This window comes from Dysgonomonas sp. HDW5B (assembly GCF_011299335.1).
Classification (GTDB): Bacteria; Bacteroidota; Bacteroidia; order Bacteroidales; family Dysgonomonadaceae; genus Dysgonomonas_A.
Window position 1 is genome coordinate 284,037 of the sequence record NZ_CP049858.1, and the last position, 17,671, is coordinate 301,707.

General features: G+C 37.9%; 13 protein-coding genes. 3 read left to right on the plus strand and 10 right to left on the minus strand.

All coding sequences use genetic code 11. From position 1 onward, the window contains the following. Positions 1-222: 222 nt before the first annotated feature. The 5 genes from G7051_RS01070 to G7051_RS01090 form a co-directional block, all read right to left on the minus strand. Positions 223-645: a Fur family transcriptional regulator gene (locus tag G7051_RS01070; protein ID WP_166197862.1), complete on the minus strand. Its 423-nt coding sequence runs from the start codon at positions 643-645 to the stop codon at positions 223-225. A gap of 21 nt (positions 646-666) precedes the next feature. Continuing rightward, a complete protein-coding gene (locus G7051_RS01075) occupies positions 667-1,845 on the minus strand; it encodes a TolC family protein (protein WP_255493292.1) in 1,179 nt (392 codons plus the stop codon). Then, positions 1,842-4,943 (minus strand): efflux RND transporter permease subunit, encoded by a 3,102-nt coding sequence (locus G7051_RS01080; RefSeq protein WP_166197864.1) that lies wholly within the window; start codon positions 4,941-4,943, stop codon positions 1,842-1,844. The genes G7051_RS01075 and G7051_RS01080 overlap by 4 nt, the downstream gene beginning before the upstream one ends. An 18-nt stretch (positions 4,944-4,961) precedes the next feature. After that, positions 4,962-6,095: an efflux RND transporter periplasmic adaptor subunit gene (locus G7051_RS01085; RefSeq protein ID WP_166197866.1), complete on the minus strand. Its 1,134-nt coding sequence runs from the start codon at positions 6,093-6,095 to the stop codon at positions 4,962-4,964. A 161-nt stretch (positions 6,096-6,256) separates the two neighbouring features. Beyond that, the gene (locus G7051_RS01090) at positions 6,257-6,688 is read right to left on the minus strand and encodes a DUF6769 family protein (protein ID WP_166197868.1); all 432 of its coding nucleotides are present in this window, start codon (positions 6,686-6,688) and stop codon (positions 6,257-6,259) included. 394 nt (positions 6,689-7,082) lie between these two features. Here G7051_RS01090 and lgt point away from each other — a divergent pair, with 394 nt between their 5' ends. From lgt to dgt, 3 genes are all read left to right on the plus strand, one after another. Then, positions 7,083-7,931, plus strand: a complete 849-nt coding sequence (lgt, locus tag G7051_RS01095) for a prolipoprotein diacylglyceryl transferase (RefSeq protein WP_166197870.1) — start codon at positions 7,083-7,085, stop codon at positions 7,929-7,931. 15 nt (positions 7,932-7,946) lie between these two features. After that, the gene (locus G7051_RS01100) at positions 7,947-9,149 is read left to right on the plus strand and encodes an FprA family A-type flavoprotein (protein ID WP_166197871.1); all 1,203 of its coding nucleotides are present in this window, start codon (positions 7,947-7,949) and stop codon (positions 9,147-9,149) included. A 147-nt stretch (positions 9,150-9,296) separates the two neighbouring features. Next, complete coding sequence (gene dgt, locus G7051_RS01105) at positions 9,297-10,625, plus strand: dGTP triphosphohydrolase (protein WP_166197872.1); 1,329 nt, start codon at positions 9,297-9,299, stop codon at positions 10,623-10,625. Here the strand turns inward: dgt and G7051_RS01110 are convergent. From G7051_RS01110 to uvrA, 5 genes are all read right to left on the minus strand, one after another. Then, positions 10,622-11,215 carry a YiiX/YebB-like N1pC/P60 family cysteine hydrolase gene (locus G7051_RS01110; RefSeq protein WP_166197873.1) on the minus strand — a complete coding sequence of 198 codons (594 nt, stop codon included), beginning with the start codon at positions 11,213-11,215 and terminating at the stop codon, positions 10,622-10,624. The two genes, dgt and G7051_RS01110, sit on opposite strands and share 4 nt — an antisense overlap. 39 nt (positions 11,216-11,254) lie before the next feature. Next, a complete protein-coding gene (locus G7051_RS01115; protein WP_166197875.1) occupies positions 11,255-11,599 on the minus strand; it encodes a DUF4878 domain-containing protein in 345 nt (114 codons plus the stop codon). A 3-nt stretch (positions 11,600-11,602) separates the two neighbouring features. Then, positions 11,603-13,882, minus strand: coding sequence for an NADP-dependent malic enzyme (locus G7051_RS01120; protein ID WP_166197876.1), 2,280 nt, complete (start codon positions 13,880-13,882; stop codon positions 11,603-11,605). A gap of 318 nt (positions 13,883-14,200) precedes the next feature. After that, entirely contained in the window at positions 14,201-14,701 is a 501-nt protein-coding gene (tpx, locus tag G7051_RS01125; RefSeq protein ID WP_166197877.1) for a thiol peroxidase, read from the minus strand. Between the two features lie 85 nt (positions 14,702-14,786). After that, the gene (uvrA, locus tag G7051_RS01130) at positions 14,787-17,621 is read right to left on the minus strand and encodes an excinuclease ABC subunit UvrA (protein ID WP_166197879.1); all 2,835 of its coding nucleotides are present in this window, start codon (positions 17,619-17,621) and stop codon (positions 14,787-14,789) included. Between the last annotated feature and the right edge of the window lie 50 nt (positions 17,622-17,671).

A 17,671-nucleotide genomic window follows, 5' to 3' on the forward strand; every position in this document is an offset into this window, starting at 1 on the left:
TATTAAATTAAACCTCAAAATATGAGATTATACAGAGCCCTATAATAAGGATCTAATTGCAAAATAAATCGAAATACACGACTATACATACACTTAGAAGGGCTTTTTATTCAAGCAACACGCCTTTTAACCAAGTTTTCTAGAAACATTATAAAAAAATGATAAAAACAAAAGAAGCACACTCTTATTTGAGTGTGCTTCTTTTACTAAATAAAATAAAACCTATTCGTTAAGCTTAGAGCATCTATCACATAAACCTTTCAAAACAAAATTTATACTTTCCAATAAAAAACCTTGAGGTAATTGAACCTTAGGTATAGAGATATTCTCCATACAAAAGGTCTTTTTACATTCATGGCAATTAAAATGAACATGCAGATCCTGAATCGAACAGTTACAATCGGAACTGCAGACCGAATATTTAACCGAGCCCGAACCATCGTCAATACTATGTATCAGAAGTTTATCATGAAACAAGGATATGGTTCTGAAAAGGGTCGATTTATCAACAGTATCAAGACTTATTTCAAGATCTGATAAACTAAATGCCTGAGGATATTCTACCATTGCTTTAAAAATCAGAAGCCTGACTGCTGTAGGTTTTACCCCCCTTTCTTCTAATCTTTCAATATATTCTGCATTCATTTTTTTCTCCTTTCTTTAAATTTAGCGATCCCATTGTTGAAGCTCAGATAAAGCCAGTTGATACTCTTTTTCCTTCTCCATATATTGGTCAATGGTTTCGTAATAAACAGATAATTCCAACAAATAATTAATCAAAGATAGCTGTCCTTTTTCGAAAGCTTTCTTCAATAAAGTCCTATTATTGGATGTACTCAAAATTTCTTCGTAATCACGCAGCAAACCAAATAATGTACCGGCTCTATGGTATTGATTTTTGAGGGTATTATAAAACTGAAGTTCCGAATCTTTTTGCTGCATCTCCAAAGCCACAGTCTGTGCCTTTTGATGTTTTACAGTATTTCTGCCCTCCCACAAAGGAATAGATACTCCAAGAGTAAATCCCTGATGAGTAGTTCCTAAAAGACGCTCACTCATATACCCCGCTGTTATTTTAGGAAGATTAAGAGCCTTAGTCAGCTTCTCTTGCTTTCGGCTAAGCTCAACCTCCTTCATCGCCGATTCAAGTGCCGGATTATTCATCTTTGTCTCATTAAACCATTGATCGAAGCTCAAAGGTAACGAATAAGAAGAGTAATTACTCAATAGATCAAGCATCGGTTCGCCTCCATTGAGCCGTTGCAATTCAGCACGCAGTGTAGCGATCTCCACCTCAGCTATCTGCATGGCTTTTTCCGAATTCAGCAAATTCAGCTTGGTCTTATTGTATTCGATAATATTGATATCTCCTTTATCGAAACGGGTCTGATATGCTTCACTCAATTCCTTTGCCAGTTTTACCCGTTCATTTAGTTCTGCATATCTTTTTGTTTGATAAACAAGCTCCACGCAAAAGACTCTGGCTTGTTGTAAAATCTCTTTTGCCTGTTGTTGGTAAACTAAATCAGCTTGCACATTTTGCCCCGATACTACTTGCGAGCGATACCCGTAAGCTGTGGGAAAATCAAATGATTGGGTAATATTCAAATCTTTCCGATTGCCCTCTCCACTTGGACTACCCCACAGATAACCTACTTCGACTTCGGGATTTGCCAGATTCAAAGCTGTTTTATTTCCTATTTTATCTGCTTTAGTCTTTTCCAGCAAAGCTTTGAGAGTCGTATTATTAGATTCTATACGATTCAATACCTCCTGAAAATTATCCTGTGCATTTACCGTAAACAGTACGCCTGACAGTCCAATTAGTATATATATAAGTCTCATAATTCTACTCTTTTTCTATTCAAATTTCGTTGCTGCATCATTTTGTAAATAATAGGAACGATATACATATTCAACAATGTAGATGTCAGCAATCCACCTAAAATAACTTTTGCCATAGGACTTTGTATTTCATTACCCGGAAGATCGCCTTGCAGAGCCAATGGTATAAGAGCCAATCCCGAACAAAGTGCTGTCATAAGAATCGGATTCAGCCGGTCAAGTGATCCCATAACAATACTGTTTTCAAGAGATTCTCCGCTACTGTGCAGGTCATTATAATGAGCCATCAACAATATTCCGTTTCGGGTAGCAATACCAAAGAGGGCAATAAACCCGATAATAGCCGGAATGCTTATTTCGCCCGTAGTAAACAGGATAGCATAAATACCACCTATCAGAGCCAATGGCAGATTCAATAAGATAATGACGGACTGCGATACATTTTTAAATTGATTATACAACAAAAGAAATATAACCAAAATTGCAAAAATGGAAGTAATCAATAATGTTTTAGAAGCTGCCTGCTCACTCTCGAATTGTCCTCCATATTCGATATGATAACCTTCGGGTAATTGAATCTTTGAACCTACAGTTTCCTGTATTTCATTTACTACACTACGCAAATCTCGATCAGCTACATTTGCCGAGATCACTATTTTACGCTGAACATTTTCACGGCTAATCGAATTAGGTCCCTCCGAAGATGTTATTTCAGCAATGTAGTCAAACGGTATTTTAACACCATTGGCATCAATCATCAGGTTTTTAATTTTCTCTGCCTGATCTTTGTATTGATCGTCCACCTTAAGAATCAAATCAAAGGTCTTTCCTTCGCTATACACCTGGGAGATAACTGCTCCTGAAAGCATTGTCGATACCATCTCCGAGAATTGAGGCAGTGTAATACCATATTTAGCTAACAATTCTCTACGAGGTGTGATTTTCAGTTGCGGACGGTCAACTTGTTGCTCCACATTCAGGTCGGTAACTCCATCTATATTCTCAATAGCATCTTTAATCCGGTTACCCTGTGTAAACAATTCGTTCAGATCGCTTCCGAAAAGTTTAATGGCAATATTGGCTTTGGTTCCCGAAAGCATATGATCGAGACGGTGAGAAATAGGTTGCCCCACTTCGATACTTATTCCCGGAATGGCGTTTAATTTCTCTCTTATTTCGGCTAATAGTTCATCCTTAGAGCGTCCATCCAGAATAAACGGAGCTTCTATTTCCGAAGTATTTACACCTAAAGAATGCTCATCCAACTCAGCACGTCCCGTTTTACGCCCTACTGTCTGTATTTCTTTGATGCTAAGCAGTTCGGTTTCTACCAATCGCCCTATTTTATCAGATTCCTCCAATGAAATTCCGGGTATTGTATTTACCGTGATTGTAAAAGATCCTTCATTAAAAGGAGGCAGGAAATTTCGTCCTAAAGTAAAGAATATTACCATTGCCGAGATCAACATGAGTCCTGTTACCACCAATACTTTTTTCTGGTTTTCCAATGCCCAATGCAGACTCTTTTCATACCAATACTTTAAGGTCAAAACCATGCGAGGTTCTTTTTCTTCCTTATCGCCTTTCGTTTTCCCCAACAAATAACTACACAAAACGGGAGTTATAGTCAGAGCCACAACAGTAGAAGCAAACAAGGCTACTATAAATGATATACCTAGAGGTACAAGCATACGTCCTTCCATGCCACTCAGAAAAAACAGAGGCACAAAACAAGCTACTATAATAAGTGTAGAATTAAGGATCGGCATTCTCACCTCTTTCGATGCTTCGAAAACAACATCCAGTATCGGTTGCTGCTCTCCTTCGGGTTTCATTCTATTGAGGCGCAAATGCTTAAATACATTTTCGACATCTATTATGGCATCATCCACCAGTGAACCTATCGCAATTGCCATACCCCCCAAGCTCATTGTATTGATGGTTAACCCCATTAATTTAAGGGTAAGTATAGATACCAACAACGATAACGGAATAGCCATCAACGAAATGAATGTTGTACGTGCATTCATCAAGAATAAGAAGAGTACAATCACCACAAAAACAGAGCCTTCGTAAAGTGATTTCTCGACATTGCCTATCGAGCTTTCGATAAAACGCTCCTGACGAAAGATATCGCTCGAAATCTTCACATCCGAAGGAACATTCTTTTGCAGATCGGCAATCGAAGCATCCAGTTTTTCGGTCAGTTCAATTGTATTGGTATTGGGTTGTTTCGTTACGGTTATTAAAACTGCCGGCTTTATTTTTTCGGAAGCAAGTCCCAGTTTAGGCTGTTTGCCTCCGATTTTAATCTCAGCAACATCTCCAATTAAGACGACACCATTACCTTGTTTTTTCACAAGGGCTTTTCCTAACTGGTCGACATCGTTTGTTTGCAGAATTCCCCTTACAATATATTCGTTTCCATACTCATAAAGTACTCCCCCCGAAGCATTCTGATTCATATTTTCGACAGCAGCCAGAACTTCATCCAATCCTACTCCGTAATGCTTCATCCGTCCCGGATCAAGTAATATCTGGAATTCTTTTATATCACCACCGATTACGGTTACCTGAGCTACTCCACCTGTCGAAAGAAGGCGTGGACGTATCACCCAATCGGCAATGGTTCTTAAATCCAATAATGAAGTTGAGTCGGACGAAAGCCCGATAGTCATTACCTCGCCCATTATTGATGATTGAGGCCCTAGTGTAGGTTTTCCGACATTTGCAGGCAGATCATTTCCTAGTGCCGCTAATTTTTCGGTAACTACCTGACGAGCTCTGTAAATATCTGTTCCCCATTCAAATTCGACCCATATAACCGAAAATCCTGTGGTAGATGACGAACGTACCCTACGCACATCCGTTGCTCCGTTTACAGCGGCTTCGATAGGAAAAGTGACAAGACGTTCGACCTCTTCACTCGCCATGCCGTTAGCCTCGGTCATAACAACCACAGTGGGAGCATTCAAGTCGGGAAATACGTCTATCTCCATATTTTTAGCTGTGTAAAATCCTCCTAATAAAAGAAGAAGTGCAGCTACAAGTACCACTGCCCGATTATGAAGCGAGAAGTGTATTATTTTATTTAACATATATAATTTCTCCTTTCATTAGTGAGTATGACCTTGAGGTAACGTTCCTGATGCTGCAGCCAATTTTATATGATAAGCTCCTTTGCTTACCACTTTATCTCCGATCTTCAAGCCCGATAAAACTTCTACATTCTGCCCATCACTGGCACCTAGTTTAACCTCTTGCTTTTTGTAATCGTCAGCATTTAACTGAATATAAACAAAGTATAAACCTTGTGATTCGATTAATGATGAAACAGGCACGGAAAGAACATCAGCTCGTGATTTACCTAAAAGATAGACTTCTACATATGAACCCGGAACAATATTTCCCACATTATTAAATTCAAAACTTACAGGGATATAAAATCCATCGCTACTTGTCGACTTTCCATAAGAAACCAACTTTCCACCCAATTCCGACAATTGATAAACTCCATCATAATATGGAATGCGGAAATTAGCAGATGTAATATTTTTAAGGTCTTTATAGTAGCGTTCCGAAATATCTGCACGAAGTTGTAATTTCTGACTTTGGGTAATTGTAAACAAGGGCTGACCAACTTCTACATACTGCCCCTCGTTTACCAATCGGGCTTTAATATATCCACTAATAGGAGCAGAAATACCTGCACCGACATTAGTCCGTCCTTTAGCATACGATTGATAAGAAACCTTTGCATTTTCATAATACAATTTAGCTTCATTGAACTCTTTCTCGGAAATCAATTTATCACCAATAAGAGATTGCGCCCGTTGGAATTCTTTTTCTGCCATCTCGTAAGTTGACCGGGCTTTCACCCCGGGATCACCATCCGGTAAATTCCGTGAGGATATAGATAGCAACGATTCTCCCCTACCTACCGATACACCTTCGTTTATAGAGCTTTTATTAAACGACACGATTCCGCTTGCAGTAGCAGAAACAGTTACCTCATCACCAGGAGGCGATAATATTTGTCCGCTTGTCTTTATTACTTCGTGAAATGAAGTCGGTTCTATTGAAATAACCTCCAAACCTATATTCTTGGCTTGCTCGCTTCTAAAAACAATCTCATTTGAATGATCTCCCGTTTCGGACTGTGCAGCATCGTCGTGCGAATGTTCTCCTTGCCCTGCACAACTCCAAGAGAGAGCCAGAACACCGAACATATATATAATCTTTTTTCTCATTTTTCTTCTTTTGAAGGTCTCAGACCTATTTTTGTCATAATAAGAGTGTAACAGCAATAGCGTGTAATAGCCTTAAAATATTAGACACAATATTTTAAGCAGCTAAAACCACTAAAGCATACTGAATATGTCAAACCTGTGTTGACTTCAATAAATTGTTATTATCCTAAAAAAGAAGGAGGGGCTCTCAGGCTCTTGATGGAACCCGTGAAAGGTGAAGTATAAGTATCTTTATAAGGTATCTGATTCCGTTCAGTAGTAGAATCAGGGAATTCCAAATACAAATTACTCAACGGATATACCAGACAGTATAACGAGAGTAAGTTTATCGGATTAGTCGTATCTAAGTCATCATTCAAATCATTCTGACGAATAACAATCTGCTTGATATCGCAAGCATCGAGATTTTGCGAACAATGATTTTTAGCATGGTTATGGCCTTGTGCCGAATGACATCTAAGACAATCGGTACTACTTTCTTTTGTAATACAAACGATTCCATCGTGGTGAAAATGAGGTAGAATAACATGAGCTTGCAGCAATACACAAGCTAACATTAAACATATTTGTATTATAAACTTTTTAGTTTTCATAAATGATTCTACCTTTTTCTGATTGCAAATGTAGTAAATACTTGCTGCAACCTGGTTGCATTTTTCGATTTAAGGTTTGAAACTTTTTCTATTTGGAAGAAAAATATAAGCTATTCACGGTAGGGTTGCAAGATACGGCATTAAGGTAAACAAACAAAATTCAATTCTAATAAATCATATAAAAACGACTACAAATCAAGTATCCGCCATAAATATTTTATAACTTATTAGCTAGATAAATCTATTTTATTTTCTGTATATTTGCGGCTTAATAGTAATAGGTACTCTTTAACATAATATATTGGTAAGCATCAAATACAGCATTATTTCATAATAGAAATCGTTTGTACTTTAGACTTACTTATTAAAGAAAACTGTTCTAACAACGTCATTTATGCTTGCTTTTATAACATGGGATATTAGTCCCGAACTAGTTAATATTTTTGGACGGGAAATCCGTTGGTACGGATTGTGTTGGGCAATAGGTGTACTCTGTACATCTTATGTGGTACAAAAAATGTATCAATCGGAGAAACTTCCTGAGAAATGGTTCGATTCTCTTTTTGTCTATGTATTAATTGGTCTTATTATAGGTGCCCGACTAGGGCATTGTCTGTTTTATGACCCCGAATATTACTTATCTCACCCCATCGAAATCTTAAAGATATGGGAAGGTGGTCTTGCCAGTCATGGAGGAGCTATCGGGATGACTATCGGAATATGGCTATTTTGCCGTAATGTCAGCAAAAAAAGTATCATCTGGGCACTCGATCGCCTTATAGTAGGGGTAGCCATAGGAGCTGCTTTTATCCGTGTAGGTAACTTGATGAACTCTGAAATATATGGAGGTCCGACTACCATGCCTTGGGGATTCAACTTCGTGAGAGACAGAAGCTGGCACTTGCCAATCGCAGACGGAGGAGCGGGTGAATTACCTTGTCATCCGACACAGATATATGAAGCACTCATCTATTTTGCGATATTTATTCTGACGATGTATATGTTCTACAAAACAGATGCAAAGAAAAAGCAAGGTCTGATATTGGGTGTTTCTCTGATCGGAATATTTTTATCCAGATTCTTTATCGAGTTCCTGAAAAATGTACAGGAGCCTTTTGAATTACAAATGAGAGCAAGCATAGGTATTAACATGGGGCAATTATTAAGCATACCATTTATTATATGGGGTGTTTGGCTAGTATACAATGCTCTGAAAACGAAAGAACAATCTATCAAAAAATAATATATTACTTGTATTATGTTAAAACCTATTCAAATAAAAGAAGACTTATACTATATTGGCGTCAATGACCGAACAAAGGCTTTATTTGAAAATTTATGGCCTCTCCCTAAAGGAGTTTCGTATAATTCTTATTTAATTGTAGACGAAAAAACAGCACTATTTGACACTGTAGATATATGTTATTCTGACATTTTTTTACAGAAACTAGAAACAGCATTAGACGGAAAATCATTAGATTATCTTGTGATTAACCACATGGAACCTGATCACTCGGGCTCTCTAAGATTACTTAAAACCAAATACCCTAATATTCAAATCGTCGGTAATAAAAGAACTGCTGATATGGTAAGCGGGTTTTATGGTATTACTGATGGAGTAATGATCATTGAGGATGGACAAGAACTGAGCCTAGGTAAACACAATTTGGTGTTTTATCTGACTCCTATGGTACACTGGCCTGAAACGATGATGACTTATGAAACAACCGAAAAAATGATTTTCTCGGGAGACGCATTCGGTACATTCGGAACACTTGATGGTGGTATAACCGACAAACAATTACATCCTGAACGTTACTACGACGAAATGGTACGCTACTATTCAAATGTAGTAGGCAAGTTCGGTTCTCCTGTACAAAAAGCATTACAGAAATTAAGCCACCTTGAAATCAATTATATTTGCTCGACACATGGTCCTATCTGGACTATTCCGGAGCAAATTAATAAAGTGATCTCGATCTATGACAAATTAAGCAAATATCAAGGTGACGAAGGTGTGGTTATTGCATACGGAAGTATGTACGGAAATACCGAGCAAATGGCTGAGACAATAGCTTTAGAGTTGGCTCAACAAGGTATTAAGGAAATCATACTTCATAATACATCGAAACGCTCGCATTCGTATATTATCCGCGATATATTTAAGTATAAAGGTCTTATTATCGGATCGCCTACTTATAATAATAAATTGTTTCCTGAGGTAGCTACTCTTCTTGCAAAAATAGAAGAAAGAGATATGAAAAACAGATATTTCAGCTATTTCGGTTCATATACATGGGCAGGTGCAGCACTTAAACGTATCGCTCAATTTGCAGAAAGTACCAATTTCGAAATTATAGGTACTCCTGTAGAAATGAAACAATCGATGAGCATCGATACCTACAACGCATGTGTAGCACTGGGCAAGACTATGGCCGACAGACTTATCCAAGACAGATAAGTCATAGTATTTTAATGATTTGCTCTTACAAAAGCAACAATAACTTCATAAACGAGACTATTATAATAGTCTCGTTTATCTTTAGGTATCAGACCTTTTTATTACTTTAGCAAGTAAATATCATTTAACGCTTCATTTACTTAAAATATGGAATGGCAAAAACTACTATCGTCTAAACGTTTTGGAATGGAAGAATTTCACGATGAAAGACAACATGACCGATCCGATTTTCAAAGAGATTATGATCGCCTCATCTTTTCATCTCCTTTCCGCAGACTTCAAAACAAAACACAGGTATTTCCACTTCCGGGTAGTGTATTCGTACACAACCGATTAACTCACAGCCTAGAAGTTTCCTCCGTAGGACGTTCAATCAGTTTGATGGTATCAAAAGCCTTGCGTAACAAATACCCCGATTCTCCTGCAGCATTCGAGGAAATAGGTTCTATTGTTGCCGCAGCTTGTTTAGCACACGATTTAGGTAATCCTCCATTTGGACATTCGGGCGAAAAAGCCATTGCCACTTATTTTTCCGAAGGCAAGGGACAACCTCTTTATCACGATATCGTAAAAGGTGACGGGCGCTGGGAAGATTTCATCAACTTCGATGGTAATGCAAACTCAATCCGTTTGCTTACACATCAATTCATAGGACGCAGAAAAGGCGGCTTCGCCATGACCTACTCTATGTTGGCTTCTATCATTAAATATCCTTTCTCATCGGAACTGGCACATGGTAAAGGTAAATTCGGATTCTTTCAAGCCGAAGAGCCTGACGTTATAAAAATAGCAGATGAACTAGGAATACCTAAGCTACAGGAACAGCCTCTTAAACTGGCTCGCTATCCGCTTGTATATCTTGTGGAAGCTGCCGATGATATCTGTTATAAGATAATGGACATTGAGGATGCTCATAAATTACATATTCTGACTACTGAAAGAACCATTGATCTTTTCATAAACTTTTTCCCTCCCGAAAAACAGGAAAAAATGAGAAGAACCATGTTGCTTGTAAATGATGTAAATGAGCAGTTGGCATATCTGCGATCGAGTGTAATCGGTCTACTGGTTAATGAGTGTGCGCAAGTTTTTATAGATCACGAAGAAGATATATTAAATGGAACTTTTAACAGTCCTCTAATCAAACATATTCCTGAACTTTCGAGCAATGCTTATAAGGTTTGCACCGATTACAGCGTCAAATACATATACAAAGCTAAAGATGTTCTGGATATCGAACTTGCAGGACACCGCATCATCGGGCTACTCTTGGATACTTTCATGGAAGCTATACGCAATCCCGACAAAGCATATTCGCAGCTTTTACTAACAAGGGTTCCTGAACAATATGAAGTGCGAGATCCTTCTCTATACACACGTGTATTGGCTATACTGGATTATATATCGGGAATGACCGACATTTATGCATTGGATTTATATCGGAAGATCACCGGTATGAGCCTGCCTGCGGTTTAAGGTTTTCTGATGATCGGTTTCATTTCTTTTATCAGATAAGTATCATCAATAGCAAAATAAGGCTTATTTCGAATACTACCCGTTGCTTTTATCAAATTGCGATGGGTTGATTTATTTATAGAAAGAGCTATCAACTCTGTACAATAGACTTTATCATCTGAGGTATTATCAAAATCAAGATCGAAAGGTGTTTCTTTATTTAAATATTGGGTAGCAACGTAAACAATAGAATCACGCACTGTTTGCGTTGTATCTAATCTGTAAACCGCCCAAGTGGATATATCCTTAAGAAAAACGTTTAACGACTCTTTCCTAACTCCTCCTACCCCTGTCAATTCACTTGCCTCAGCATGTATGACGTATACCTCACTATTGTTATCTATAGCTATAATACCGCCATGGGAATATAATTTTTCTCTATTTGATGATTTTCTAAAATAATCAGAGAAAAAACCATTTCCATGGCGGTATATAATATCTCCATTCCGGAATTCTTTTAAATCCCATTCACTGGAAGATGAATTCTCATTGCTATGACAACTCACCAATAAAAGAAAGAGACTTAATAAAAATATCTTAAGTGTATCCAACTAGATTGTACTTACTAAAGGTATAAAAAGGCTGTGACCTTATTTACCCATTGTAACTTTCCACTGACCGTCTCGTTTTACCAAGTTTAACTCTTCCTGACTTCCCAGAGGTGAAATATAGGTAACCCAAGCAATAGTATCACCTACAATAGAGTCTTTGATCATTTTAAACTTAAAGTCAGGGTATTTAGGAATGGAATCGCTTGACATTTTCATCGCCATATCCAATAACGATGCCGTTCCGGCTGTCATATATTTTTTGGCTTCTTCCATATCACCTTTAGCCATGCTTTCAGTAAATTTTTCGGCTGTTGCTTTAGGTGAATTGGTATCGCATGATACAAATGCAACAGAGATCAATAGCAACACTAGTAATTTTTTCATAATTTACTTTTTAGTTTCATATACAATAGCATCAATAACAGCCACAGTAGTCAAATTTATAATATCTCGCACAGAACTCTCTATATCTGTAAAATGCACAGGTTTGTTCAGTCCCATTTGAATCGGTCCGATAGTCTCACCCGATATTCCCAGATCAACAAGTAATCGGCTTACCACATTTGCGGAACTTAAATTGGGGAAAATTAAAGTATTTACATCTTTATCTTTCAATGTATTGAACGGAAAAGTAGTATCTCTTAATTCTTTATTCAAGGCAAAATTAACCTGCATTTCACCGTCAATTACTATTTCCTGATTATTCTTGTGTAAATAATCTACTGCCTGAGAAATACTATAAGGACTACCATCCTTTTCTGCACCAAAATTTGAAAAAGATAACATAGCCATTACGGGATCGGTATTGAAAAACTTCACGGCATTGTGAGTTAATTTCGCAATATCAACCAAAGCATCCGTATTAGGCCACCTGTTTATAAGAGTGTCGGCAATAAAGAATGTACCTTTCTTGGTTTGAAGAATATGCATTGCCGCAAAATGTTTCGTATCAGGACGTAGACCTATCACCTCTATTGCCTTTTGAGCAAATTCCTGATAATGACTGTATACCCCTGTAATCAAAGAGTCAGCTTCACCTGTTTCGACCATCATCATTCCGAAATAATTACGGTCGTTCATTTTCTCAAAAGCTTCAACATAGGTAATACCTTGTCTTTGTCGCTTTTCGGATAGTAAACGGGCATATTTATCACGACGAGCATCTTCAGACAAAGCTCTATGATTTATAATTTCAATCCCCTCTAAGTTCAGGTTATTTTCCTTAGCAATCCGTTGTATACGTTCCGTATTCCCTATAAGGATAGGAAAACATATCTCCTCATTCTTAGTTAATACAGCAGCCTTTATCATATTGATGTGATTACCTTCACAGAATACAATTCGTTTAGGATGTTGTTTAGCTAAGTTTGTCAACTGTCTCACCAACTTATTACTGTATCCCATCATCTCGGTCAACCTATTTTCATAAGCAGACCAGTCGTCAATAGGCTTACGGGCCACACCCGATTCTATTGCAGCCTTGGCAACAGCAATAGACACGGCTGTTAATAATCTTGGATCTAATGGTTTCGGTATGAAATAATCCCGTCCAAATACAGTACGCTGAAGACCATAAGCTGCATTTACAACATCGGGAACTGATTCTTTTGCCAGATTAGCCAATGCTTTTACCGCAGCCAACTTCATCGCCTCATTAATACCTCTGGCTCTCACATCTAAAGCTCCTCGGAATATATAAGGAAATCCTAACACATTATTTACCTGATTAGGATAATCAGATCTTCCGGTTGCAAAAATCACGTCTGCCCTAGCCTCAATTGCATCATCATAAGCAATCTCGGGATCAGGATTAGCCAAAGCAAATACAATCGGATTGTCATTCATCGATTTCAGCATATCAGCTGTAACAACACCGGCTTTCGATAGTCCTAAAAAAACATCAGCACCTTTCATCGCTTCCGTTATGGTCGAAATATCTCGATCCGTTGCAAAGAATTTCTTCTGTTCATCCAGATTCGTTCTTTTAGATGATATAACACCTTTACTGTCACACATCACCACATTCTCTTTGCGGACGCCTAAGCTCATATATAATTTAGTACAGGCAACAGCAGATGCACCCGCACCACTAACAACGAGTTGAATATCCTCGATCTTCTTTCCTGAAATTTCCAAAGCATTCAATAAAGCCGCCGAAGAAATAATAGCTGTACCGTGTTGATCGTCGTGCATAACAGGAATATCAAGTTCCTCTTTTAAACGTCGTTCTATTTCAAAGCATTCGGGAGCTTTTATATCTTCGAGATTGATTCCTCCAAAGGTTGGAGAAATAGCTTTCACGGTTTGTATAAATTTTTCAGGATCTTTTTCATCCACCTCAATATCAAAAACATCTATTCCTGCAAATATTTTGAAAAGCAATCCTTTTCCTTCCATCACAGGTTTTCCTGCTAAAGCACCAATATCGCCAAGTCCCAGTACAGCCGTCCCATTAGATATTACAGCAACTAAATTGCCTTTAATGGTATAATCGTAAGCTGTTTCGGGGTCTTTTTCTATTTCGAGACAAGGATCTGCTACACCCGGCGAATAGGCTAATGCCAGATCGGTTTGAGTACTGTAAGGCTTGGTTGGAACCACCTCTATTTTTCCGGGTTTACCCTTCGAGTGATAAAGCAAAGCTGCTTCTTTTGTAACTTTTCTCATAATGCCAATACTGGTTCTTGATAGATTGTTTTACAAATTGAATTCTTTAAAATATAAAGAATTATACCAGAAAAAAAATAAATTCTGATATAAAAACGAAGTTAATGAAAAAAGTGCGATTAGTAGTTTATATTAATAAATTAAGTTCGCAGAACTATTTATTCCTTTGGTAAGAAAAAAAGCGATAGATAGTTATAGTTTTAAACTATATCATTAAATAGTTGCTTTTACTTAAATAACAAAAGGTTAATGTTATAAAAATAGAAAGTCCGCGAAATCACTTCGCAGACTCTCCTTCTTAACACAAACTTTACAAAACTACACAATAGAGTTGATTGCGGTCTGATAATTAGGCTCTTGCGTAATCTCAGGAACCAACTCAATGTACGATATATTTCCTTTAGGGTCGATGATCACCACTGCACGGGCTAAAAGGCCTTTAAGTGGTCCGTCTGTCATCAACACGCCATAATCTTTTCCAAATTCCGGGCTTCTAAAAACTGACACCGGAGTTACATTTTCAATTCCTTCTGCTGTACAAAATCTTCCTGCAGCGAAAGGTAGGTCTGCTGATACTGCCAAAACAACTGTGTTGTTTAATTTAACAGCCTCCTGATTGAATTTTCTAACAGAAGCAGCACATACACCAGTATCTAAACTTGGGAAAATATTTAAAACAATTGTTTTCCCTTTATAATCAGAAAGAGACACTTCCGCTAACTGACCACTTACTAATGTAAAATTAGGAGCTTGAGTACCAACTTTAGGTAGATTACCTATCGTATTTACCTCACCACCTTTAAAACTTATTTTTGCCATAGCTTATTGTTTTATTGATGCTCTCTAAATTCAAGAGCAAATTTATACTGTTTTTTGTTATTTATCTAACTAAAATCTAACTTTTTTATATTTTTAACTCTATTTTAAGGAAATTCGCAGTAATACCTACATTTTTCCTCACTAATTCTTCGGGGGTACCCTGCATCATCAACATTCCGCCTCCTGATCCACCTTCAGGTCCCATATCTATTATATAATCGGCACACTTAATTATATCAAGATTATGCTCTATTACAATAACGGTATTTCCTCTCTCAACCAATTGATTCAGCACATTTAATAAAACCCTTATATCTTCGAAATGAAGTCCGGTAGTAGGCTCATCCAAGATATAGATAGTATTACCTGTATCTGTCCGTGCTAATTCTGTAGCTAGTTTCACCCGTTGCGATTCTCCTCCTGACAGCGTTGTAGAGGGCTGACCCAATTTAATATAACCTAACCCCACATCCTGAAGAACTTTAATCTTATGTAAGATATTAGGTGTATTTTCAAAGAACTCAACTGCCGCATTAATCGTCATATCTAAAACATCGGCTATAGATTTCCCTTTAAATCTTACTTCAAGAGTTTCTCTATTATAACGTTTACCATGACAGTCCTCACATGGAACAAATACATCGGGCAAGAAGTTCATTTCAATCGTCTTATAACCATTGCCTCCACATGTCTCACAACGCCCTCCTTTTATGTTAAAGGAAAACCTACCAGGCTTATAGCCTCTTATTTTAGCTTCGGGAAGACTTACAAATAAATTTCTTATATCCGAAAATATTCCTGTATATGTTGCCGGATTAGAACGAGGGGATCTTCCGATGGGCGATTGGTCTACACTAATCACCTTATCTACAAACTCCATTCCTTTGAACGATTTGTACGGAAGGGGATCTGCCAGCGATCTAAAAAAGTACTGGCTAAGTATCGGCAGCAAAGTTCCGTTCAACAAACTTGATTTACCACTACCCGATACTCCGGTAACACAAGTAAGTGTACCTAGAGGAATTTTTATGTCTACAGATTTCAGATTATTGCCTGTTGCACCTTTCAGTTCCACAAAATGCCCGTTACCTTTTCTTCGTTTCTTAGGCACTTCTATCATTTTTCGCTCATTCAGATAGTCGGAAGTCATGGTGTCGGCTTTAAGCATCTCTGCCGGAGTTCCTGCAAATACCACTTCTCCTCCTCTACGACCGGCAAAAGGCCCCATATCTATAATATAATCGGCTTCGAGCATCATATCTTTATCATGCTCTACAACAATAACCGAATTACCTGAATCTCTTAATTTTTTCAGAGATTTAATCAATCTCACATTATCCCGTTGATGAAGACCAATACTAGGCTCATCGAGAATATAAAGAACATTAACAAGCTGAGAACCAATCTGTGTAGCAAGTCGTATACGCTGACTCTCTCCACCCGATAAGGATGCAGAAGCCCTATTGAGTGACAAATAACTTAATCCCACATCGAGAAGAAAAGTCAAACGCGAAAGAATCTCTTTTTTTACCTCAGCAGCAATATGTCTTTGCTTTTCAGAGATATGCTCGTCCATATTTTGTACCCAGTCATAAAGCTCCTGGATATCCATAACCGATAATTCTGCAATATTTTTATCATTGATCTTGTAATGCAGAGCCTCAATATTAAGACGCTGACCTTTACAGTCAGGACAAGTTCGGGTCGTTATAAACTGATTTGCCCATTTCTGAGCTGTAGCTGATGCTTCGCTCTCTTGTTGCATGTTGATGTATTTTGCAACACCTTCGAAAGTTACGCTATATGTAGAACCTCCTAAAGTCTCGTTTTTTATTTCGAGTTTCTCGTCAGTTCCAAACATTATTTCATCCAGAGCTTCTTCTGGAATATTTTTAATCGGAGTTTTTATAGTCACTCCGTATTTTTCACAAATAGCTTCGATCTGCCAGAAGAACAAAGAGTTCTTATATTTACCAAGAGGTGCTATACCTCCGGCATGTATACTTTGTTCGGGCTTTGGTACAATCTTATCCATATCGATCTGATTGACAACTCCCAAACCTTTACATTTAGGACATGCTCCAAATGGCGAATTGAATGAAAAATTATGCGGTGCAGGCTCACCATACGACAAGCCCGAGCTGGGGCACATCAACTGGCTACTGTAATGACGCATTTCTCCTGATTCAACATCTTGAATCATAATCAGTCCATCACCTTGCTTCATCCCCACCCGCACACTATTCTTCAACTGATCACTGAATTTATTGGATACAGCCATCTTATCGACCAGAATCTCGATACTGTGATTCTTATAACGATCGACACGCATTCCGGGAAGAATCTCTCGAATCTCACCATCGATACGCACATTCAGATAACCTTTTTTTCTGATCTGCTCGAAAAGTTCTTTGTAGTGTCCTTTACGGTTTCTTACAACAGGAGCCAATATATATATTTTCTTACCCAAATAACGGGTCAAAATAAGCTCAAGTATCTGCTCTTCGGTATATTTAACCATCTTCTCTCCGGTTAAATACGAATAAGCATCTCCTGCCCTTGCATATAGAAGACGTAGGAAGTCATATATTTCGGTCGTAGTTCCTACTGTAGAACGAGGATTACGATTTGTGGTTTTCTGTTCAATCGAAATAACAGGACTTAATCCTGTTATCTTATCTACATCGGGACGCTCCATTCCCCCTAAGAAGTTACGTGCGTATGCCGAAAATGTTTCGATATAGCGTCGTTGACCCTCTGCAAATATTGTATCAAACGCTAAGGAAGATTTTCCGCTACCACTCAATCCGGTAATAACAACCAGTGAATTACGGGGAATATCAACATCAATATTTTTCAGGTTGTGTACACGCGCTCCGTATACAGATATTAATTCAGTCTCTTCAACTTTGTGATCCATTGTTTATCCTAAGGTCTCAGACCTTTTTATTGCTTTGATTGTAGGGGCAG